Raw genomic sequence first — 22208 nt, 5'->3', positions numbered from 1 at the left:
TGAGGTCGGTGTTTGGGTGATCGACTGAGTCAGTCCCCGCCGGAAAGACTCCGGATTACTTCGCCTTCAGGAGGTCGGTGACCTTCAGGAGGATCAGCTCGTTGTCGTCGGACTTGCCCAGCGCGCGGCCCGACGAGAAGGGCAGGTTGTTGTCGTTGCCGACGATGATGTGGTCGGCATCGATCAGGTCGACATTCTCGATGGTGAAGAACGGGAAGGTGAGCTTGCCGTCCTTGGCGCCGGCGCGCGCGAGCTTGTTCGGGTCCTGGATGTCCATCAGGTCGATGTATCCCACCTTCTTCACGAAGCCGTCGGCATCGGCCTGGCCGAGATCGATCTTGTAGATGCGCTTGAACTTGGCCGGTGCGTTGAAGCAGTCGGCCTTCACCGCGCCGTCCTTGCAGGCCTGGGCCGCGTCGCCCTCGGTGTCGTCACGCTCGATGATCAGGCCGGTGCTGGCGTCGATCATGTTGAAGTCGCCGATGGCGTTGGCCGGCGCCTCGAGCGTGTACTTGAAGCTCTTGCCCGTGTACTCGCCCTTGGCCACGTCGAATTCGAGAATGCGCAGGAAGCGCTTGCCGTCCTTGGCTTCCATCTCGCCCGACTCGGTGACCAGCGGGCCTTCGAGCAGCGGGTAGAGGAACTTGCCGTCGGGCGACTGGGCCATGCCCTCGAAGCCCTTGCTGCGCCGGACCTCGAACTTCACCGCGCCGGGCGCGCCCGGCATCGTGACCGCCGGATGGTCGGGCGAGCGCACGACCTTGCCGTCGACCTTGGTCTCGAAGATCTGCACGACCTTGCCGCTCTTGTCGGTCTTGATCAGGTAGGGGCCGAACTCCTCGCCGAAGTACAGGAAGTCGCCGACCGGCTGAACCGATTCGAGATCGAAGTCGCCGCCGGTCAGATAGCGCCGGGGCGTGTTCTCGTTGACGATGCGGAACGGCACCTTGCGATCCGGGTCGCTGAGGAAGGTGGTCGAGACGCGCTCGACCGCGCCGCTCTTCCAGTCGGGCTTCACCACATGGAACATCAGCATCGAGTCGGGCGAGTTGGCCTTCGAGCCGAAGCCATTGTCGGTAATGGTGAGGAAGGTGCCGTCCTTCAGGTTCTTGATGCCGGACAGGCCCTGCACGGCCTGGCCTTTGAGCGGCAGGCTGAGGCCGGTCGGACGCGGCGCGGCCTTGTCGGAGAGGGCCGAGAAGGCCTGCACGCTCTCGGGCGTGTCGACCCGCTGGCCGGCCGGGCCGGCATAGCGGCCGGAAATCTGCAGCTCCTGCGGCGCGTCGGCCGGGGCGGGCACGAGGGTCATGGCCGGCAGGATCGCATGGCCTTCCAGGGTGGCCGGAAACTTGGTCTGCGCAGAGGCGGGGAAGGCCGCGAGCAGAAGGGCGGTCGCGGACGCCGCAAACAACAGATGTGTTTTCATGTTCATCTCTTCATGAGGTGTGACATCTGCCTGCTACAGGCTTCGCGCTACGGTTTACTGACGGTCTTGTGGAAGCCGTCGCCGGCCGTGCAGGATCGTAACGGAAACGCCACTATTGCCCGCTACGCCAGACGTGCGTTTCCAGGAGTTCAGATGGCCGCCGCACAAGATGACGACTACACCGATTCCGACGATGTCGGCGTGAACGCCAGCACCGAGCCGTCGATCGGCGAACTGATCGAGCGGCGCCTCAGCCGACGCGACGCGTTGCGCGGCCTCGCCGGCGCCGGCCTCGCGGCCTCGCTCGCCGGTCCGTTCGCCGCGACCGATACGCAGGCCCAGGCGAACGGTCCCTCGTCTCTCACCTTCAAGGAACTGGCCCATACGCTCGACGGCACGCAGCATGTCGCCGAGGGCTATGAGATGCAGGTGCTGATCCGCTGGGGCGATCCGATCATCGGCGGCGCCACGGGCTTCGAGCCCGCCACCCTCACGGCGGCCGAGCAGGAGAAGCGGTTCGGCTACAACAACGACTATCTGGGCCTCTATCCGCTGCCGGCCGGCAGCCGCAGCGGCGACCGCTTCCTGATGGTCGCGAACCACGAATACACCAACCCCAATCTGATGTTCGCCGGCCTGGGCAGCGGCCGCGGCGCGGCGCTGAAGGCCACGAAGGATCAGGTCGCGGTCGAGATGGCATCGGTCGGCGGGGCGGTCATCGAGATCGCCCGCGACGGCGCCGGGTGGAAGGTCGTGCCCGACAGCAAGTTCGCGCGCCGCCTCACCGCCACGACGCCGATGGAGATTTCAGGGCCCGCCGCGGGGAACGACCGGCTCAAGACCTCGGCCGATCCCACGGGAACGCGCGTGCTCGGCACCTTCGGCAACTGCGCCGGCGGCAGCACGCCCTGGGGCACGTGGCTGACCTGCGAGGAGAATTTCCACTTCTACTTCGACGGTGACGCAGCAAGGCTGGCCGATACCGAACTCGGCAAGCGCTATGGCGTGGCCCGCGCAACCAACGCCTGGGGCCAGCACGTCGATCGCTTCAACTTCGACAAGGAGCCGAACGAGCCCAACCGGTTCGGCTGGGTGGTCGAGATCGATCCCTACGAACCCGCGTCGCCGCCGGTCAAGCGCACGGCGCTGGGCCGCTTCAAGCATGAGGGTTGCACCTATGCGCTCGCCAAGGACGGCCGCGTGGTTCTCTACAGCGGCGACGACGAGCGCTTCGAGTATGTCTATCGCTTCGTCACCGCGAAGCCGTGGAACCCCAACGATCGGGCCGCGAACAAGAACCTGCTGGACGAGGGCACGCTTTCCGTCGCGCGCTTCGAGGCCGACGGCAAGGTCGTGTGGTTGCCGCTGGTGCAGGGGCAGGGACCGCTCACGCCTGAGAACGGCTTTGCGACCCAGGGCGACGTGCTGGTGAAGACGCGGCTCGCGGCCGATCTCCTGAAGCCGACGCCCATGGATCGGCCGGAAGACATCGAGACCAATCCGGTCAACGGGCGGGTCTATGTCGTGCTGACCAACAACGGCCTGCGCAAGCCCGAGCGGGTAGACAAGGCCAATCCGCGGGCGCCCAACGATCACGGCCACATAATCGAGATCGCGCCGAAAGACGGCGACCATGCCGCGGCAGAAGGCACCTGGTCGATCTTCCTGCTGGCCGGCAAGCCCGGGCAGGATGCCGGCGCCCGCTATCATCGCGCGACCTCGGAGAATGGCTGGCTGAGCTGTCCCGACAACATCGCCTTCGACAGCAAGGGACGCATCTGGATCGCGACCGACGGTGCACCGTCGGCCGCCGGCGTGGCCGACGGTCTCTATGCCGCCGACACAGTGGGCTTCGGCCGGGCGCTGACGCGCTGCTTCTACCAGGCGCCGACCGGCGCCGAAGTGTGCGGGCCGATCTTCGCGCCGGACGACGGCACGCTGTTCCTTGCCATCCAGCATCCCGGCGAGGACCGCGGCTCTTCGTTCGAGAAACCCTCGACGCGCTGGCCCGACTTCAAGGACGGCATGCCGCCGCGCCCGTCGGTGATCGCGATCACGAAGAAGGGTGGGGGGCAGATAGGAACTTAGCGAAAGTTGTCATCCCGAGCGTAGCGAGGGACCTTTCGCTTTCTTGTCTGTTCTGCGCCGAGTGAGCTCTCGCGCTTGATGACAAGCGCTGCCGCTCACCGGTTCAATGTTTATCGCGCCGTAGGCGCGTTAAACATTGAACCTGAAATGAAACACATCGCCGTCCTTGACGGCGTATTCCTTGCCTTCGAGCCTGAGCTTGCCGGCATCGCGGGCACCGGCCTCGCCGTTCAGCGTGACATAGTCGTCGAAGGCGATGGTCTCGGCGCGGATGAAGCCCTTCTCGAAATCCGTATGGATCACGCCGGCGGCTTCAGGTGCCGTTGCTGCGCGGCGCACCGTCCAGGCCCGCGCCTCTTTCGGACCGACCGTGAAGAAGGTCACGAGGTCGAGCAGCGCGTAGCCCGCGCGCACGACGCGGGCGAGGCCGGTCTCCTCGAGGCCGAGCGATGACAGGTAGTCGCTCTGGTCCTCGGCCGGGAGCTGCGCCACTTCGGCCTCGATGGCGGCGGAGATCACGACCGACGGCATGCCGCGCGACTTGGCGAAGGCCTCGGCCTTGGCGCTGTGCTCATTACCGGTCGCGGCCGAGCTTTCCTCGACGTTCAGCACGTACATCATCGGCTTGGCGGTGATGAGCTGAAGCCGGGCGAACACGGCGCGCTCGTCGTCCGTGAGCTTGGCCTCGCGGGCCGGCTTGCCGTCGCGCAGCGCGTCGAGCGCCTTCTTCACGACGGGGGCCTCGGCCGCTGCTTCCTTGTCGCCGCCCTTGGCCTTCTTCTCGAGATTGGGCAGGCGCTTTTCCAGGCTGTCCATGTCGGCCAGCATCAGCTCGGTCTCGACGACCTCGGCGTCGCTCACCGGATCGACCTTGCCGCTCACGTGCGTGACGTCGCCATCCTCGAAGCAACGCAGCACGTGGGCGATCGCGTCGACCTCGCGGATGTTGCCGAGGAACTGGTTGCCCAGCCCCTCGCCGCGCGACGCGCCCTTCACCAGGCCGGCGATGTCGACGAATTCGAGCTGGGTGTTGATGATCTTGGCCGACCCCGCGATCGCCGCGAGCTTTTCGAGCCGCGGATCGGGCACGGCGACGCGGCCGACGTTGGGCTCGATGGTGCAGAATGGATAGTTGGCCGCCTGCGCCGCCTGGGTGGCGGTCAGCGCGTTGAACAGGGTCGACTTGCCGACGTTCGGCAGGCCGACGATTCCGCAATTGAATCCCATGGTCTACTCTTTGCTGTCCTTGGCGCCCCTGATGTCGAGGCGGGCCGGAAGGTCGGGAGGCGGCGCGAGATGCGCCACCCGGCTCATGTATTTCTCGTCGCCCTTGGCGCCGCCTTCGACCAGCAGCGCCGACTCCTCGGCCAGCGCGCTCAGGACCTTCGGGACCCAGCCGTCCTTCGGATCGCGCTCGTCACGCTCGAAGTCGCGCAGCACCCAGTGCAGCACCAGGTCCTTGTGGCCGGGATGGCCGATGCCGATGCGGACGCGGCGATAGTCCTTGCCGACATGGGCGTCGATATCGCGCAGGCCGTTATGCCCGCCGGCGCCGCCGCCCTTCTTCATGCGCACCCGTCCGGGCGCGATGTCGAGTTCGTCGTGGAAGACGACCAGCCGGTCGAGCGGAACCTTGAGGAAGCGCACCGCCTCGCCCACGGCCTTGCTCGATTCGTTCATGAACGTCATGGGTTTCAGGGCGATGACACGCTCGCCGCCGAGATGGCCTTCGGCCACTTCGCCGTTGAAGCGCGCACGCCAGGGGGAGAAGACACGGCGGCGGACGATCTCGTCCACCGCCATGAATCCCACATTGTGCCGGTGCCCCGCATAGCGCGGCCCGGGATTGCCGAGCCCGACCAGCAGAAGCATCGACGGAGCGGAGCCTTCGCCCGCCCGTTACTTCTTCGCCGGGGCGGGAGCGGCCTTGCCGCCCGCCGCAGCACCCGCCGCCGGAGCAGCGCCTGCCGCCGGCGCAGCGCCGTCGGCCGGGGCCCCATCCGTCGCGGCCGCTTCGCGCGCCACGGTCGGTGCGGCGATCGAGGCCACGGTGGCGTTCTTGTCGCGCGTCACCACGCGGGCGCTCTCGGGAATGTTGAGCGCCGACATGTGGATCGAGTGGCCGATCTCGAGGCCGGTCAGGTCGACCTCGAAGAGCTCCGGAATCGAATCCGCCTTGGTGCGGATCGTGATTTCGTGCAGCACGACGTTCAGCACGCCGCCGCGCTTGATGCCGGGCGAGGCCAGCTCGTTGCGGAAGCGCACGGGCACCTGCACGGTGATGATCGACTCGGGGCCGATGCGCAGGAAGTCGAGATGCAGAGGCTTGTCCGTCACCGGATCGACCTGCACGTCACGCGGCAGGACGTCGTAGTCCGTGCCATCGACGGTGATCTTCATGCGGTGATTGAAGTAGCCTTCCTTGTGAATCTCGCGCTCGACCGACTTCGGTTCGACGGCGATCATCACGGGCGGCTGCTTGTCGCCGTAGATCACGGCGGGAATCAGTCCTTCGCGACGACTGGAACGGGCGCCCCCTTTGCCGGCCCGGTCCCTCATCTTCGCGACGACTTTGGTCGTCTCTGCCATCTGATATCTCCTTGGGTTGCTCTCTTATCGCGGCGTGGCCTCCAGGGGTGCCAATCGCCGGATCTCTTGAAATTCCTAGTCGAACAGGCTCGAAACCGAGGCCTCGTCGGTGATGCGCTTCATCGCCTCGGCCATCAGCGTCGCGATGCTGAGCGGCTTGATGTTGGGCGACACGCGCACCGCCTCGGTGGGCATGATCGAATCCGTGATCACCATCTTTTCGATCGGCGAGGCGGCGACGCGGGCAACCGCGCCCCCCGACAGCACGCCGTGGGTGATGTAGGCCGAGACCGAGGTGGCGCCCTGGTCCATCAACGCGACCGCGGCATTGCACAGCGTGCCGCCCGAATCGACGATGTCGTCGATCAGGATGCAGTCACGGTTCTTCACGTCGCCGATCACGTTCATGACTTCGCTGATCCCTGCGGCCTCGCGGCGCTTGTCGATGATCGCGAGGTCGGCGTCGATGCGCTTGGCGATGGCGCGGGCACGGGCCACGCCGCCGGTGTCGGGCGACACGACGGTCAGGTTGCGGTTGCTCAGCGTCTCCTTGATGTCCTTGGAGAAGACCGGGCCGGCATAGAGATTGTCGAGCGGGATGTCGAAGAAGCCCTGGATCTGGCCGGCATGCAGGTCGAGCGTCAGCACGCGATTGGCGCCGGCATGGGTGATCAGGTTGGCGACCAGCTTGGCCGAGATCGGTGTGCGCGAGCCGACCCTGCGGTCCTGGCGGGCATAGCCGTAATAGGGGATCACCGCGGTGATGCGGCGGGCCGAGCTGCGGCGCAAGGCATCGATGGTGATCAGCAGTTCCATCAGATGGTCGTTGGCCGGGAAGCTCGTCGACTGGATGACGAAAACGTCCTCGCCGCGGACATTCTCCAGGATCTCGACGAAGATCTCATTGTCGGAGAAACGGCGTATGTTGGCCTTGACCAGCGGTAAGGCCAGTTTGGCGGAAATGGCTTCGGCCAGCGGTTTGTTGCTGTTGCCGGTGAGAATCTTCATGAATCGCTGCCCTCGCGCCGGGGCGGGACATGGTTAAGCCGTTGATCTAAAACGACAAAACGGCCATCCCGGGCCGCGACGGGGCGGAACATACCAACGAGTCGAAGCGCTGTAAACGCCCTGAAATACAGGACTTTTCGTCGCTTCAGTACGGAGCCCTGTCGTCGATCGTGATGATGCGGTGCAGGCGGCGCACCTGTGTCTCCTCGTCCCATTCGCTGGCACGGTGAAGGCTGCAGCGATTGTCCGACATCAGCACGTCGCCGGGCTGCCAGCGATGCTGGTAGGAAAAGCGGTCCTGGATCATGTGGTGCAGCAGTTCTTCGTAGAGCGCCTGCCCCTCGTCCGCCGGCATTCCGTCGATGCACGACCCCCATTCGCCGCCGAGGTAAAGGCCGCGCTTGCCGATCTCCGGGTGAGTACGGACCAGCGGATGAACGACGTCGGGGATTTTGCGGCGCTCGGCTTCCGCCTCCTCCTCGCTGGCCTCGGGGAAGAGGTTGCGGAACAGGCGTGCCCGGCTGTGCAGCACCTTCAGCCCGTCGATCTCGGCGCGCTTGGCCTCGGGCAGGGCCTCGTAGGCGGCGATGCCGTTGGCATAGCGCGTGTCGCCCTGGCCGTCCGGTACCTGGATGGCGTGCAGGTAGGTGAACAGGCCGGGCTCGGGGAGGTGATAGTGGTCGGTATGCCAGTTGAGGCCGACCTTGGGTGAGCCGACCCTGGTCTGATCCTCGTGCACGTTGCCGACGACGAAGATCTCGTGGTGCTCGGGCAGGCAATAGTGCCGCAGCGAGTGCAGGTCGGGGCGGCCGCCGAAACGGCTGGCGAAGGCAAGATAGCCGGCCGGAGAGAGTTTCTCCTGGCCGCGGAACAGCAGCAGGGTCCGCGCGACGCAGGCGGCGCGGATGATGGCCACCATCTCCTCGTCGTGGTCGTCGCCGAGGTCGATCCCTTCGATCGACGTCGCGACATGCTCCGCGAGGTCGGTGACGACGAGTCCGCGCGCCGCGGCGGCGCTGCGCCAATCGAACGAGTGATCGACCTGTGCGGGCATGACGGACTCCTTCAGTGGCACCGTTATTGCTGTTTCCCAGGCACGGACCTGGACCGGCCTCTGGGCCAACACCACTGCAAGCGCTGTGCCGCGGACCCTCGTGGCGGCAGGCCTATCGAGGATGGATGTCATGCGTGTTCCACTGATCTCTGCTGTGCTTCTTCCGCTCTGCATCGCCGCCCTTCCCGTCGCGGCCCAGAGCTGCAAGCCGGCGATCGCCGACAGCGACCTGGTCACGGCGGGCAAGCTGCAGATGTCGATCAACCCGACCCTGCCGCCGCAGCAGTTCGTCGACGAGAAGGGCGAGCTGCAGGGGCTGAACGTCGAGCTGATGCGCGAGATCGCCAAGAAGCTGTGCATCCCGCTCGAGCTGATCCGCATGGACTTCCCGCCGATGATCCCGGCGATGCAGGGCGGTCGCTTCGACGGCATCAACACCGGCATGTTCTGGACGGAGGAGCGGTCGAAGATCGCCTATACCGTGCCCTATGCGCAGCAGACCATCGCGCTGACCGTCACCGCGAATTCCCCGCTCAAGCTGACCGACGCGGAATCGCTGGCCGGCCGCAAGGCGGGCGTCGAGGTCAATTCCTACCAGGAGCGCTGGCTGCGCGGCGTCGACAAGGAGCAGGTCGCCAAGGGCGCCAAGCCCATCGAGATCCTGACCTTCAAGACCGCCACCGACGTGCTGGCGGCGCTGCGGGCCGGCCAGGTCGAGACCGCGATCCTGATCGACGTGACGGCGGTCGAGATCAAGCGGCGCGGCCTGATCGAGATCACCGCGACAGGCCTCGGCAGCGCGCCGACGACGCAGATGTATCGCAACAAGAACGTCGCCGAGAAAGTCGCGGCCGCGCTCACCGAGCTCAAGAAGGACGGCTACTACGAAAAGCTGTTCGACAAGTATGGTCTCACCAAGTTGCCGGTCGAGACCTTCGTCATTCGCGGCCCCGGCCCGGCCTAGCATCGAAACGGCCGCACCATGAGGGGCTTCGACGTCGGTGACTTCTACGCGGCGCTGACCAACCAGTTCCTGCTGGTCGGCGTGCTGGTGACCGCCGGCCTCACCGTGGCGGGCCTGGCGGGCGGACTCATCCTCGGTCTCGCCATCGCGCTGATGCGGGCCTCGCACAACGGCCCGGTCAGCCGGATCGCGCAGGGCTACATCTGGTTCTTCCGCGGCACGCCGCTGCTGATCCAGATGGTGATGATCTATTCCGGCCTGCCGCAGCTCGGCATCAAGTTCGGCGTCCTGACCTCCGTCATCGTGACGCTGGTGCTGAACGAGGCGGCCTATATGGCGGAGATCATCCGCGGTGGCTTTCTCGCCATCCCGGCGGGCCAGCACGATGCGGCCAAGGCGCTGGGTCTCTCCCGCACCCTGGCGCTGCGCAAGGTGCTGCTGCCGCAGGCCACGCGGATCATCCTGCCGGCACTGGGCAACTCAGTGAACGGCCTGCTGAAGGCCACGTCCATCGCCTCGGTGATCTCGATGGAGGAGCTGATGCGGCGTGCCGAGATGATCATGCAGATCAAGTTCGACGTGCTCGAAGTCTTTGCCGCGGCCGCCGTCTACTACCTCGTGCTGACCACGCTCTGGGATCGCGCCCAGCGCTGGCTCGAGCGCCGCTACGATCCGACCCGGACGCTGCAGGTCGCGGAGAAGAAGTCCAAAGGCGTGCCCGCCGTCATGCCCGCCGTGGAGCAGGCCGCGCTCCCCCGTTGAAAACAGACCCGTCGTCTCGAGCGGAGACGACGGGCTTACTTTGCCTTGATTGCCTCAGGCGTGCGGGTTGGCGACGAACGGCCACTGCGTCTTGTCGGCCTTGGTGTAGGGCAGCAGCGACCAGTCCGGCACCAGGGCGCCGGGCGCGGCGACATAGACCACCTCGCTGGCGATTGGCGCGTAGGCGGCGTGGAAGTGCTGCATCGACTTCACGACGACGACCTTCTTGGTCGAGGGATCGATGCCGAGCTTGGTGAAGCAGTCGAGGCTGTGGCACTGCGAGCGCTTGGAGTTGACGATCACCGTCACGCCTTCGATCTGCAGGGCGGCCACGTCACCGATCGGGTTGGTGCCTTTGCGGGCGCCGCCGAACTGGATGAAGACGTCCTTCTCGAGCTTGAGCACCTGGGCGCGGGCGTCGATCGGGGCGCCGGACTGCGGCCCGAGCTTGCCGCCGAGGCGGATGTCCAGTTCGGCGCCTTCGCCGACCTCGAAGGCGAGCTTTACGGCGCCGGGATCCCAGAACATGGCGATCGCCGCGTCCTTCACCTTGCCGTCGAGCAGCGCCTTCAGAACGAAGGTCGAATCCGAGGCCGCGCCGCCGCCGGCATTGTCCGACACGTCGGCCAGCACCATGGGCTTGGGCAGGTTGTGCGAGCTGACCCGCGCCATGGCGGCCTCCAGGGTCACATAGGGCGGCTGCGTGGCCTGGCGCATGGCGAAGAATTCCTGGCCGAGTTCCTTGGCCAGCTTTTCGGCCTTCGCCTTGTCGCCATCGGTGACGGCGATGATGCGGCTGCTCATCTCCTTGATGTCGGACCACGGGAAGCCATGGGCGACGGAGAGCGACAGCACGCCGTCCTTGCCTTCCATCGCCATCAGCTTGTCGACGAAGCCGCGCATCGGCTCGCGCGTGGTGTGGAACACGCCGATCATGCGGCAATCCCAGGTGGCCATCACCGGCTTGGTGCGGCCCTCGATCGCGCCTTCCATGACGTTGAACAGATCGTCGGCGCGGTCCGACACGTCGACATGCGGATACTCCTTGAACAGGACCAGCACCGTGGCGTCGCGCATCGTGCCTTCGCCGATGTTGCAGTGGAGATCGAGCTCGACACCGACCGGCAGTTCCGGCCCGACCACTTTGCGCACATGGGCGAGCAGGTCGCTTTCGCAATCGTCGTAGCCCTCGGCCACCATGGCGCCGTGCATCGAGAGGAACACCGCATCGACCGGCATAGCGGCCTTCAGGTCCGCGATGATCTCGTCGCGGAAGGCCTCATAGACCTTCTTCACAGTCCTGCCGGCCGGCTGGGCGAAGGCGCAGAGGCTCTCGACCACCTGCCAGCCCTTGGCCTCGGAGCGGGTGCGCCAGACGGCGAGCGGGGCGCCGAACATCGGCACGTTCTTGCCGTAGCTGCCCTTGCGGAACAGGCATGTCTCCTCGAACAGGCCGTGCCCGGTCGGGATCGAGGCGAAGGTATTGGTCTCCGTACCGAGGCACGCCGTGAAGATCTTTTTCATTGGAAGGAGTACTCGCTGAACATTGGCTGGAACGCTGGGCGGAGTGTACCGGTGCGGCATCGGCGGGCAAAGCGGGCAGGTTGTCGACGGCTGCCTGCAAGGCCATAGTGCGTGCTCCTCTGGAGACTCCGCATATGAGCTCGCGACTTTAACGATCCTTCTCTGCCCGTCCCGCCAGGGACCGGGTGCATCGTTGTTGCGCTGCCGCTCCCGCCGGAGTCCTCGTGTCCCATCCTCTTCTCGTTGCCCCCATCGGGCGTTCCCTGCTGCGGCTCGCGGGTCCAACGACGGCGTTCATGGTGGTGCAGATCGCCGTCGTGCTGGCCGAGATCTGGCTGGTCGGCCGGCTGGGCAGCGGCGCGCTGGCGGCCTTTGCGCTGGTCTATCCCTTCGTCGTCATGGTCATGAACGTGTCCTCGGGTGGCCTGGGCGGCGCTGTCGCGGCGTCCATGGCACGTGCCCTGGGCGGTGGCCGGCGCGAGGACGCCCAGGCGCTGGTGATCCACGCGATGGTGCTGGCGTTCGTCTTCGCCGCGCTCTGCGCGCTGTTTGCGTGGACGGCCGCGCCGCTTCTCTACCGCATGATGGGCGGCGAGGGCGCGGTGCTGCGACAGGCACGCGCCTACAGCGACGTCTGGTTCAGCTGCGGCGTGCTGGTGTGGGCGACCAACTTCGCGTCGGCGATCCTGCGGGGCGTGGGCAGCGCGGCCCTGGCGGCGCGGTTCGGCGTCGTGGGCTCGGCGGTCTACGTGCCGTTGGCGGCATTGCTGGGGCTCGGCATCGGTGGCTGGCCGGGCTGGGGCGTGGCCGGCTTCGCGGCGGCCGGCGTGGCGGCATCCGGCCTATCGCTCGCTTTGACGGCGCGCGCGATCTGGGGCGGCCGGCTGGGCTTCGTCCCCTCGCTCGGCGGGCGCGGCCTGCAGCGCCGCCTGTTCGCGGAGATCATGGGCGTCGGCCTTGCGTCGTCGGCCGTCACCGTGGTCGGCGGCATCGGGACGATGGTGCTGACCGGACTGGTCGGCCGCTTCGGCACGTCGGCGCTGGCGGGCTACGCCATCGGATCGCGGCTCGAAAACCTGATGGGCGCAATTTCCTACGGGATCGGCACCGGCATGCTGACGCTGATCGGCGTTGCCGCCGGGGCTGACGGATGGGCGCGGGCGCGTCGCGTCGCCTGGACCGGCAGCCTCTTTGCCGCGGCGGTGATCGGCGCGATCGGCGGCGCGATCGCCCTCCTGCCGGAGCAGTGGTCGCGTCTGTTCACGAGCGATCCCGCAACGATCGCCGCCTGCGTCGGCTATCTCACGCGGGCGGCCCCTTTCTATATCCTCTACGGTCTCGGCCTGACGCTCCACTTCGGCAGCCAGGGCGCCGGCCGCATGGGCGTTCCGGTCGCCGCCGTGCTGGTAAGGCTGATCATCACCGTCGGCGGCGGTTGGCTCGCGATCGAGCTGGGGCAGGGGCTCGATTCGGTGTTCTGGGCGATGGGAATCGGGCTCGCCGTCTATGGTCTTGTGATGGGCGGCATGCTGCTGTTGCGGCCCTGGCAGGCGCGTCTTCCCGCGAAGCGCTAGCCCGCCTCAGCGCCGGCTGTCCAATGCCAGGCGCAACGCGAACCCTGCGAACACGGTGCCCAGCAGGATCTGCGGAACGCGCCGGAAGCGGCCGCCGCCACTGAAGGCATGGCCGAGCCGGCTTGCCGCCAGGATGACCGCACCGTTGACCGTGATGCCGATCAGGTTGAGCACGGTCGCCAGCAGCATGATCTGCAACGCGACCGAGCCCGCTTCCGGTCGCACGAATTGCGGGAAGAGCGCCAGCACGAACAACGCCATCTTCGGATTGAGCAGATTGGTGAGCAGCCCCTGCCGGAACACCATCGCGATCGAGAAGCCTCGCGCGCTGTCGGCCGGGGCGAGCACCGTTCCCGTGGCGCGGAACGTCTTCCACGCGAGGTAGAGCAGATAGGCCGCGCCCGCGTAGCGCACGATGTCGTAAGCGAGCGGCACGACCAGGAAGAGCTGCGACAGGCCGAACGCCGCCGCGGCCGCATGGCAATAGGTGCCGAGCTGGATGCCGGCCAGCGTGGCGAAGCCCGAGGCCCTGCCCTGGCTCGCGCTGCGCGAGGCAATCAACAGCATGTCGGGGCCGGGCGTGGCCGTGAGCGCCAGGCACGCGAGGGCGAAGAGGGCGAGCGTGGAGAGATCGATCATGTCGTCAATTTTCTACGCCGCCAACGCGCGGTCCATCAGCGCCCTCTCGCTGTCGCCGAGATCTGCCGAGCCGAACTGCGCGAAAGGCGAGCCGGCGAGGCGCGTCTCGGCATAGAGCGCGGCGAAGGGTGAGCCCGCTTCGACCAGCGCCGCCACGGCGGCGATCTTGGCCAGGCTCTCGCACAGGAAACGCGCGCGGCGTTCGGCGGCGCCTGACTTCAGGATCTGCTCCAGCGCCTGCGCCAGCGGACCGGCCTTGAACGCCCGGTCGGCGGTGCGTACGAGACGCGAGAGCGTGTCGGTCGCGGCTTCGGGGTGGCGGCCGGCGGCACGCAGCACGTCGAGCGCCATGACGTTGCCCGAGCCCTCCCAGATCGCGTTGAGCGGCGATTCGCGGAAGTAGCGCGCCATCGGCAGGTCCTCGGTGTAGCCGTTGCCGCCGAGGCACTCGAGCGATTCGTAGACGAGCTGCGGCGTGCTCTTGCACACGAGGAATTTCACGGCGGGCGTCAGCAGGCGCGCATAGGCCGCCTCGCGCGGATCGTGGGCGGCATGCTCGGCGGCGCGGATCAGGCGGAAGACGAGAGCCACCTGCGCCTCCAGTTCCAGCGCCATGTCGGCGGCGACGGCGCGCATCGCCGGCTGGTCCGCCAGCTTTCGCTGGAAGACCGAGCGGTTGCGGATGTGATGGATCGCCTGGCTGAGCGCGATGCGCGACTGGCCGGCCGAAGCGATGGCGCAGTCCAGGCGCGTCAGGTTCACCATCTCGATGATGGTGCGCACGCCCGCGCCCTCTGCGCCGACCCTCTCGGCCCAGGCGCCGTGGAACTCGACCTCGGAGGAGGCATTGGACTTGTTGCCGAGCTTGTCCTTCAGCCGCTGGAAGCGGATCGCGTTCTGCGAACCGTCGGGCCGGTAGCGCGGCATCAGATAACAGGTGAGGCCGCCTTCTGACTGGGCAAGGACAAGGAACGCGTCGCACATCGGCGCCGACATGAACCATTTGTGGCCGGTGATCTCGGCATGGTCGCCGTGCGCGGCGGCGCTCGTGATGTTGGCGCGCACGTCGGTGCCGCCCTGGCGCTCGGTCATGCCCATGCCCAGCGTGACGCCGTTCTTCTCCCACCATGGCAGCGGCCGCGGATCGTAGGTGCGCGTCTGGATCTTCGGCAGCCATTTTTCGAGCAGCGCCGGCTCGGAACGGAGCGCGCCCACGCAGGCATGCGTCATGGTGATCGGGCACATGTGGCCGCTCTCGGCCTGCGTCGCGAGATAGAGCCGGACGGCACGGGCCGACATCGGCGCCGGCAGGTCGCTGCCGTCATGCGCCGAGGCGTGGATGCCATGGCCGATGCTCTTGCGCATCAGCGCGTGATAGGCGGGATGGAACTCGACCAGGTCGAGGCGATTGCCCTTGCCGTCCATGGTGCGGAGCCTGGGCGGGTTCTCGTTAGCTACCCGTCCGAGATCGAGCGTCTCGGCCGCGCCATAGTCCCTGCCGCAGGCGGAGAGCGCCGCGAGGTCGAGACCCGCGCGGGCCGCGGCATCGGCCAGCGGCTGGTCGGCGGTGAACAGGTCGATGTCGCCGAAGGCGGGCGACTGGTTGAACGAAGCGTCTTCGAGGAAGCCGGAGGTCATGGTGCCAGTCTCCTCCAAGCCCCTCCCTCCCGCTAGAGGGAAGGGCCCGGAGAGAGCATCAGGCGGCGAACTTGCCGAATTCCCAGGTGCGGCCGGGGGCGGCGGCGAACAGGGCCTTGGTGTAGTCGGCCTGGGGCGAACCGAAGACCTGCTCGGCGGAGCCGTATTCGACGACGCGGCCCTTGCTCATCACGGCCACGTAGTCGCAGATCTGCGCCGCGACGCGCAGATCGTGGGTGATGAAGAGGACGGCGAGGTTCAGCCGGACGCGGATCTCGTCCAGCAGTTCCAGCACCTGCTTCTGCACCGACACGTCGAGCGCCGACACGGCCTCGTCGGCGATCAGCAGCTCGGGCTCCATGGCAAGCGCGCGCGCGATGCAGATGCGCTGGCGCTGGCCACCGGAGAATTGGTGGGGAAAGCGGTCGAGCGCGTTGGGATCGAGCCGCACCGTTTCCATCAGCTTGCGGGCGCGGGCCATCGCTTCCTCACGCCCGAGGCCGAAGTTCATCGGCCCCTCGATGATGAAGTCGCCCACGGTGATGCGCGGGTTCATCGAGCGGTAGGGATCCTGGAAGACGATCTGCACGCGGCGGCGATGCGGCCGCAGCTTGCGCGCCGACATGGTCGCGATCTCGGTGTCGCCGATATAGATCTTGCCCTCGGTCGGGTCGATCAGCCGGGCGATGCAGCGCGCCACGGTCGACTTGCCCGAGCCGGATTCGCCGACGATGCCCAGCGTTTCGCCGCGGCGGATGTCGAGGTCGACGTCCACGGCGGCCTTCACCACGCGCGCCTTCTGGAAGAAGGCGTTGCCCGTGTAGATCTTGCCGAGTTTTTCGGTGCGCAGGATGGTGGTGCCGTCCCGTCGCACGCCGCGATGGACCGGCGTGATCGACGGCACCGAGGAGATCAGCATCTTGGTGTAGGCCTGAACCGGCCGCGACAGGATCTGCTCGGTCGGGCCCATCTCCACCAGCTCGCCCCAGCGCAGGACGGCGACGCGATGGGCGATCTCGGCCACCACGCCGAAATCGTGGGTGATGAACAGCACGCCGGTGCCCTGGCCCGCCTGCAGCTCGGCCACGAGCTTCAGGATTTCGGCCTGGGTGGTGACGTCGAGCGCGGTGGTGGGTTCGTCGGCGATCAGCAGGACCGGATCGAGCACCAGCGCCATGGCGATCATGATGCGCTGACGCTGGCCGCCCGAGAGCTGGTGCGGGAACGAGGCGTAGATACGCTCCGGCTCCGGCAGCTTCACGCGGTCCAGGATGGCGATGATCTTGGCCTTGCGCGTGGCGGCGTCGAGCTTGGTGTGGGTATTCAGAACCTCGTCGATCTGCTCGCCGCAGGTCATGACGGGATTGAGCGCCGTCATCGGCTCCTGGAAGATCATCGACATGCGCGTGCAGCGCAGCTCGCGCAGCCTGTCTTCGCTCGCCGTCAGGATGTTCTCGCCCTCGAGCAGGATCTCGCCGGAGGTCGGCTTCAGCGCCTTGGCGAGAAGGCCCATCACGGTGAAGGCGATCACCGACTTGCCCGAGCCCGATTCGCCCACGAGGCAGACGATCTCGCCGGGATTGACCGTGAAGCTCACCTTTTCGACGGCATGGACCCGGTCGCCGCCCTTGGGCAGGGCGACGCTCAGGTTGCGGACTTCGAGGACGGGTTTCTTGGTTTCGGTCGACATCAGACTTTCTTGCTCATCTTCGGGTCGAGCGTGTCGCGCAGACCATCGCCCATGATGTTGATGGCCAGCACCGTCAAGGCAAGGAAGATGCCGGGATACAGGATGTTGTGCGGGAACACGCGGAACAGCGTGCGGCCCTCGGCCATGATGTTGCCCCAGCTGGGAATTTCCGGCGGGATGCCGATGCCCAGGAAGGACAGGGCGGCTTCGGTCAGGATCGCGGCGGCGGCCAGGAAGGTGCCCTGCACGATCAGCGGTGCCACGGTGTTGGGCAGGATGTGGCGAAACATCAGGATCCAGGTCGGCGTACCGACCGAGATCGCGCCTTCGACGTAGGGCTCTTCACGCACCGTCAGCACGATCGAGCGCACGAGGCGCACGACGCGCGGCACGTCTGGGACGACGATGGCGAAGACCACGGTGATCAGGCCGGCGCGCCAGATCGAGACGAGGGCGATCGCGAGCAGGATGCCCGGGATCGCCATCAACCCATCCATGACGCGCATGATGAGCCCGTCGGCCCACCTGATGTAGCCGGACACCAGGCCGATCACCATGCCGATGGCGACGGCGATGATCGAGACGGCCACGCCCACGGCCAGCGACACGCGCGCGCCGTAGAGCACGCGGCTGTAGACGTCGCGACCCAGGCTGTCGGTGCCCATGATGGCGATGCGCTTGGCGGTCGTCCCGTCGTCGAGGCGATAGGTGATCTCGGTGCCCGGCTTCTTGTTGCGGGCCGCCGGATCGATACGGGTCGGATCCACGGTGCCGAGGAAGGGCGCCAGGATGGCGATCACCAGCATCGTCAGCAGGATCACGCCGCCGATGATCACGTTCGGGTTGCGGAGAGCAACGAGCCAGAGACTCTTGCGCTTGGTCGACGCCGCCGCGATGGAGGCGGAGTCGACGACTTCTTCGGTGATCGCGCTCAATACCGGATCCTCGGATCGAAAAGGGTGTAGCTGATGTCGATGAGCAGGTTGATCACGACATAGACGACGGAGAAGAGAAGGATGACGGTCTGGATGGTCGGGAAGTCACGGCTCAGCACCGCTTCGACCGTCAGACGGCCGAGACCGGGCAGGCCGAAGACGCTTTCGGTCACCACGGCGCCGCCGATCAGGATCGCGATGCCGAGGCCGATCACGGTCAGGATCGGCACGGCGGCATTGCGCAGAGCATGGCGCATCAGCACCACGCGGTTGGACAGGCCCTTGGCGCGGGCGGTGCGGATGTAATCCTCGTTCAGCACTTCGAGCACCGACGCGCGCGTAATGCGCGAGATCAGGGCCACGAAGCCGACCGACAGAGTGAGCGACGGCAGGATCATGCGCTCGAGGAAGCCCCAGAAATTGACGCCGATCCGGATATAACCCTGCACCGGCAGCCAGCCGAGCTCGATGGCGAAGACATAGATCAGGCAGTAGCCGATCACGAAGCCCGGCACCGAGAAGCCCAGCACCGAAAAGCCCATCACCGCACGATCGAGCAGCGAGCCCTGGCGGTAGGCCGCCATGACGCCGATCGGCACGGAGATGCTGACGGCGAAGATCAGCGTGCAGACCGCGAGAGCAAGCGTCGGCTCGACGCGCTGGGCGATCAGCTCGGCGACGGTCTTCTTGAAGAAGAAGCTCTCGCCGAAATTGCCCTGCAGCACGTTGCCGATCCAGATGGCGAACTGCGCCCAGATCGGCTCGTCGAGCCCGAGCTTGTTGCGAATGTCGGCGATCTGGTCGGACGTCGCGTTGTCACCCGCGATGACCGCGGCGGGATCACCCGGCGTCAATCGCAGCATGAGGAAGACGAAGATGGCCACCACCGCCAGCACGGGGATGATGGCTATGAGACGACGAGCGATGAAATCGATCATTGTATGCGGTTTACCTTATCTGACTGCCTCCATCCCGACCCTCCGCCGGCTGCCGGCAGAGGGTCGGGATGAAGATCAGTTTCACTTCTTCTCGATGTTCCACATCACCGGGACCGGCGCCTTGAGCCAGCCCGAGATGTTGGAGCGCATGGCGCCCGGGCCGTACCACTGGCCAATCCAGCCATACTGGGCGGTTTGCAAAGCCCGGGCCTGGACGGCGGCGGCGAGCGCCTTGTTCTTCGCGGGGTCGGTTTCCTTGGCGTAGGCGTCGCGCAGCTTCTCCATTTCCGGATCGTTCGGCCAGCCGAACCACGCCTTGTCGCCGTTCGCGACCATGTAGGAGGTCGAGATCGGGTTCAGGATGTCCGCCGCCACCGAGAATGTGTGGAAGATGTTCCAGCCGCCCTGACTCACGGGACCCTTGTTGGTTCGACGCGTCACGACGGTTTGCCAGTCCATCGACTGCATGTCGACCTTGAAGCCGCCTTGTTCGAGTAGCGCCTTTGTCACAGGGGCGACGTTGGTGAGAACCGGCAGGGTCGTCGACTGCAGCAGCACGATCGGCGTGCCATCATAGCCCGCTTCCTTGAGCAGCGCCTTCGACTTCTCGAAGTTCGGCTTGATGAGCAGGTCGCCCGGCGCGTCGACGGCGTTGGGCGTGCCGCAGATGAACGCGGCCGCGCAGACCTTGTAGAACTCCGGCTCGCCGACGGTCGCCTTGAGGTAATCCTCCTGGCGGATGGTCAGCAGCGCGGCCTCGCGGATCTTCGGGTTGTCGAACGGCGGCTGCAGCCAGTTCATGCGGTAGATGAACTGGTGACCCAGTGGGTTCCAGTTATAGAGCGTGACGCCCTTTTCCTTCTTGAGGATCGGGATCAGGTCGTGCGGCGGCTGCTCGATCACGTCGATCTCGCCCGCGGCGAGCGCGTTCACCTGCTGCTGCGGGTCCGGCATCTCGATGATCTCGACCCGATCAACCTTGACCACCTTGCCGCCGGCCAGGCCCGAAGCGGGTTCGGCGCGCGGCTTGTACTTGGCGTTCTTGGCGTAGACGTGCTTCTCGCCGGGCTTGGACTCGGCATTCACATAGATGAACGGGCCCGAGCCGATCTGGCTGTCGATCTGCTTGAACGGGTCGGTGTCGGCCACCCGCTTCGGCATCATGAACGGAACCTGCGACGACGGCTTGCCGAGCGAATCGAGGACCAGGCCGTAAGGCTCCTTCAGCACCATCTGGAAAGTCTTGGCGTCGACCTGCTTGAACTCCTTCACGAAGTCCATGAGCTTCTGGCCCATCGCGTCGCGGGCGCCCCAGCGCTTGATCGAAGCGATGCAATCCTCGGACGTCACCGGCTTGCCGTCGTGCCATTCCAGGCCGTCGCGCAGGGTGAAGGTCCACACCGTCTTGTCGGCGGAGACGTCGTACTTGTCGACCATCTGCGGCTTGACGACGTTGTTCTCGTCGGAGGCGAACAGCGTGTCGTAGATGAAGTAGCCGTGGTTGCGTGTGACGTAGGCCGTGGTCCAGATCGGATCCAGGATCGTCAGATTGCCGTTCTGGACGAACTTGACGACCTTGCCCTGGGCCAGCACCGGCCCCGCACTCGATAGAATCGCACCGGCAACCATCGCCGCGAGCGTACGCTTCATCACTTTTTTCATAGAGCCCCCTCCGGGTTTCTTCCCCATCGAAGAAGGCGGGATCGCCCGCCCTCATCGATGGGCGCGCGGGGAAGAACCCCGCGCGCGGATCGAGCTACTTCTTGGTGACGTTCCAGAACACCGGCGCCGGCGCCGTCAGGTTGCCCTCGACGTTCTTGCGGCGCGCCAGCGGGGCGTACCACTGGCCGACATTGATGTGGGTCGGATGGTCGACCCAGTACTTCTGCAGATCCTCGACGATCTGCTTCTGCTTCACCGGGTCGGTCTCCTTGGCGAACTGGTCGCGATACTTCTCGATCGTCGCATCGCACGGCCAGCCGAACATGGCCTTGTCGCACGCGGCGTTGAAGTATCCCGCCATCACCGGATTGAGGATGTCGGCCGCCACCCACGAGGTGAGGAAGGCGTGCCAGCCGCCCTGGCTCGGCGGGTCCTTCTTGACGCGGCGCGCGACCAGCGTCTGCCAGTCCATCGACACCATGTCGACCTTGAAGCCGGCCCGCTCCATCTGCGCCTTGGCGACCGGGGCGAGGTTGGTGAGAACCTGCAGGTCGGTCGACTGCATCAGCACGATCGGGGTGCCGTCGTAGCCGGCTTCCGTGAGGAGTTGCTTGGCCTTGGCGGCGTTGCCGTTCAGCACGTCGGCCATGCCGGCGTCGGTCGCGAGCGGCGTGCCGCATACGAACGGCGCCTTGCAGACCTTGTACCATTGCGGATCGCCGATCGTGGCCTTGAGGAAGTCCTCCTGGCCGAAGGCGACGAACACGGCATGCCGGATCTTCGCATTGTCGAAGGGCTTGGCGATGCTGTTGAAGCGGAAGGCGTACTGGTTGCCGGTCGGGTTGAAGCTGACCAGCTCGACGTTCTTGTCCTTCGCCAGCAGCGGCAGCAGGTCATGGCCCGGTGCCTCGATCATGTCGATCTCGCCGCTCTGCAGCGCGGCCACTTGCGTCTGGATGTCCGGCATCGCGAGCCACTCGACGCGGTCGACCTTGACGACCTTGCCGCCGGAGAGTCCGTTGGCCGGCTCGGCCCGCGGCTTGTACTTGGTGTTCTTGACGTAGACGATCTTCTCGCCGGGCTTCCATTCGTCGCCCTTGAAGACGAACGGGCCGGAGCCGATCACGTCCTCGAGCTTGATCTGCTGCATCGGGTCGGTTTCGGCGGTCTTCTTCGGCATCATGAAGGGCACGTTCGACGACGGCTTGCCGAGTGACTCGAGCACCAGGCCGTACGGCTCCTTCATCTTCATCCGGAAGGTCTTGGCGTCGACGACTTCGAGGGCCTCGACCGAGCCCATCATCTTCTGGCCCATCGAATCGCGGGCGGCCCAGCGCTTGATGGAGGCGATGCAATCCTCGGCGGTGACCGGCGTGCCGTTGTGCCACTCGAGGCCGTCGCGCAGCGTGAAGGTCCAGGTCAGCTTGTCGGCAGAGTTCTCATACTTGTCGACCATCTGCGGCTTGACGTTGAACTTCTCGTCGACCGCGAACAGTGTGTCCCACACCATGTAGCCGTGGTTGCGCTGGATGTAGGCCGTGGTCCAGATCGGATCGAGGATCTTCACGTCCGAATGCATCACGACCTTGAGCGTCTGCGCCTGGACCGGCGCGGCGGCCATGAGGCCGCTGACGCTCGCTGCAGCGATGACGGCCAAGGCCGACTTCCTGAATGAGAACATGATTTTTTTGACTCCCTGTCTCGCGGTCGGTTCTTG

Annotated in this window: 18 protein-coding genes; 4 read left to right on the top strand and 14 right to left on the bottom strand. The window is 66.2% G+C overall.

All coding sequences use genetic code 11. From position 1 onward, the window contains the following. Window positions 1–55: 55 nt before the first annotated feature. Complete coding sequence (locus ACQY78_RS14340; protein ID WP_428676125.1) at window positions 56–1426, bottom strand: esterase-like activity of phytase family protein; 1371 nt, start codon at window positions 1424–1426, stop codon at window positions 56–58. Between the two features lie 153 nt (window positions 1427–1579). Here ACQY78_RS14340 and ACQY78_RS14335 point away from each other — a divergent pair, with 153 nt between their 5' ends. Further along, window positions 1580–3514 carry a PhoX family protein gene (locus tag ACQY78_RS14335; protein WP_428676124.1) on the top strand — a complete coding sequence of 645 codons (1935 nt, stop codon included), beginning with the start codon at window positions 1580–1582 and terminating at the stop codon, window positions 3512–3514. A gap of 129 nt (window positions 3515–3643) precedes the next feature. On the opposite strand, the gene ychF is transcribed toward ACQY78_RS14335, so the two are convergent. The 5 genes from ychF to ACQY78_RS14310 all read right to left on the bottom strand — a co-directional run bounded on the left by ychF (window position 3644) and on the right by ACQY78_RS14310 (window position 8165). Next, window positions 3644–4741 (bottom strand): redox-regulated ATPase YchF, encoded by a 1098-nt coding sequence (ychF, locus tag ACQY78_RS14330; protein ID WP_428676122.1) that lies wholly within the window; start codon window positions 4739–4741, stop codon window positions 3644–3646. 3 nt (window positions 4742–4744) lie between these two features. Next, the gene (pth, locus tag ACQY78_RS14325; protein ID WP_428676120.1) at window positions 4745–5386 is read right to left on the bottom strand and encodes an aminoacyl-tRNA hydrolase; all 642 of its coding nucleotides are present in this window, start codon (window positions 5384–5386) and stop codon (window positions 4745–4747) included. A gap of 27 nt (window positions 5387–5413) precedes the next feature. Continuing rightward, window positions 5414–6103 carry a 50S ribosomal protein L25/general stress protein Ctc gene (locus ACQY78_RS14320; RefSeq protein ID WP_428676118.1) on the bottom strand — a complete coding sequence of 230 codons (690 nt, stop codon included), beginning with the start codon at window positions 6101–6103 and terminating at the stop codon, window positions 5414–5416. A 75-nt stretch (window positions 6104–6178) separates the two neighbouring features. Next, window positions 6179–7111 carry a ribose-phosphate pyrophosphokinase gene (locus ACQY78_RS14315; protein WP_298318850.1) on the bottom strand — a complete coding sequence of 311 codons (933 nt, stop codon included), beginning with the start codon at window positions 7109–7111 and terminating at the stop codon, window positions 6179–6181. 145 nt (window positions 7112–7256) lie between these two features. After that, window positions 7257–8165 carry a TauD/TfdA dioxygenase family protein gene (locus tag ACQY78_RS14310; protein ID WP_428676116.1) on the bottom strand — a complete coding sequence of 303 codons (909 nt, stop codon included), beginning with the start codon at window positions 8163–8165 and terminating at the stop codon, window positions 7257–7259. Between the two features lie 130 nt (window positions 8166–8295). Between ACQY78_RS14310 and ACQY78_RS14305 the strand changes: the two genes are divergently transcribed. Together ACQY78_RS14305 and ACQY78_RS14300 are read left to right on the top strand one after the other, a co-directional pair. Next, a complete protein-coding gene (locus ACQY78_RS14305) occupies window positions 8296–9129 on the top strand; it encodes an ABC transporter substrate-binding protein (RefSeq protein WP_428676114.1) in 834 nt (277 codons plus the stop codon). A gap of 18 nt (window positions 9130–9147) precedes the next feature. After that, window positions 9148–9891, top strand: coding sequence for an amino acid ABC transporter permease (locus tag ACQY78_RS14300; protein ID WP_428676112.1), 744 nt, complete (start codon window positions 9148–9150; stop codon window positions 9889–9891). 54 nt (window positions 9892–9945) lie between these two features. Here ACQY78_RS14300 and ACQY78_RS14295 read toward each other — a convergent pair whose 3' ends face one another. Beyond that, window positions 9946–11415, bottom strand: coding sequence for a M81 family metallopeptidase (locus ACQY78_RS14295; RefSeq protein ID WP_428676110.1), 1470 nt, complete (start codon window positions 11413–11415; stop codon window positions 9946–9948). A 224-nt stretch (window positions 11416–11639) separates the two neighbouring features. Here ACQY78_RS14295 and ACQY78_RS14290 point away from each other — a divergent pair, with 224 nt between their 5' ends. Then, window positions 11640–12989 carry an MATE family efflux transporter gene (locus ACQY78_RS14290; RefSeq protein ID WP_428676109.1) on the top strand — a complete coding sequence of 450 codons (1350 nt, stop codon included), beginning with the start codon at window positions 11640–11642 and terminating at the stop codon, window positions 12987–12989. Window positions 12990–12995: 6 nt separating this feature from the next. On the opposite strand, the gene ACQY78_RS14285 is transcribed toward ACQY78_RS14290, so the two are convergent. From ACQY78_RS14285 to ACQY78_RS14255, 7 genes are all read right to left on the bottom strand, one after another. Further along, window positions 12996–13628, bottom strand: coding sequence for a LysE family translocator (locus tag ACQY78_RS14285; protein WP_428676107.1), 633 nt, complete (start codon window positions 13626–13628; stop codon window positions 12996–12998). A 12-nt stretch (window positions 13629–13640) separates the two neighbouring features. Next, entirely contained in the window at window positions 13641–15266 is a 1626-nt protein-coding gene (locus ACQY78_RS14280) for an acyl-CoA dehydrogenase family protein (RefSeq protein ID WP_428676105.1), read from the bottom strand. Between the two features lie 58 nt (window positions 15267–15324). Continuing rightward, on the bottom strand, window positions 15325–16956 hold the full coding sequence (locus tag ACQY78_RS14275) for an ABC transporter ATP-binding protein (protein WP_428676103.1): 1632 nt from the start codon (window positions 16954–16956) through the stop codon (window positions 15325–15327). Next, complete coding sequence (locus tag ACQY78_RS14270; protein ID WP_428686381.1) at window positions 16956–17852, bottom strand: ABC transporter permease; 897 nt, start codon at window positions 17850–17852, stop codon at window positions 16956–16958. The genes ACQY78_RS14275 and ACQY78_RS14270 overlap by 1 nt, the downstream gene beginning before the upstream one ends. A 35-nt stretch (window positions 17853–17887) precedes the next feature. Then, entirely contained in the window at window positions 17888–18829 is a 942-nt protein-coding gene (locus ACQY78_RS14265; protein WP_428676102.1) for an ABC transporter permease, read from the bottom strand. A gap of 81 nt (window positions 18830–18910) precedes the next feature. Continuing rightward, complete coding sequence (locus ACQY78_RS14260) at window positions 18911–20479, bottom strand: ABC transporter substrate-binding protein (RefSeq protein ID WP_428676100.1); 1569 nt, start codon at window positions 20477–20479, stop codon at window positions 18911–18913. Between the two features lie 106 nt (window positions 20480–20585). After that, window positions 20586–22172 carry an ABC transporter substrate-binding protein gene (locus tag ACQY78_RS14255; RefSeq protein ID WP_428676098.1) on the bottom strand — a complete coding sequence of 529 codons (1587 nt, stop codon included), beginning with the start codon at window positions 22170–22172 and terminating at the stop codon, window positions 20586–20588. Window positions 22173–22208: the final 36 nt, after the last annotated feature.

The sequence above is a fragment of the Reyranella sp. genome (genome assembly GCF_965279625.1).
Classification (GTDB): domain Bacteria; phylum Pseudomonadota; class Alphaproteobacteria; order Reyranellales; family Reyranellaceae; genus Reyranella.
The sequence above is the reverse complement of the archived record's forward strand: the minus strand, read 5'-3'. Positions and strand labels throughout refer to the sequence as shown.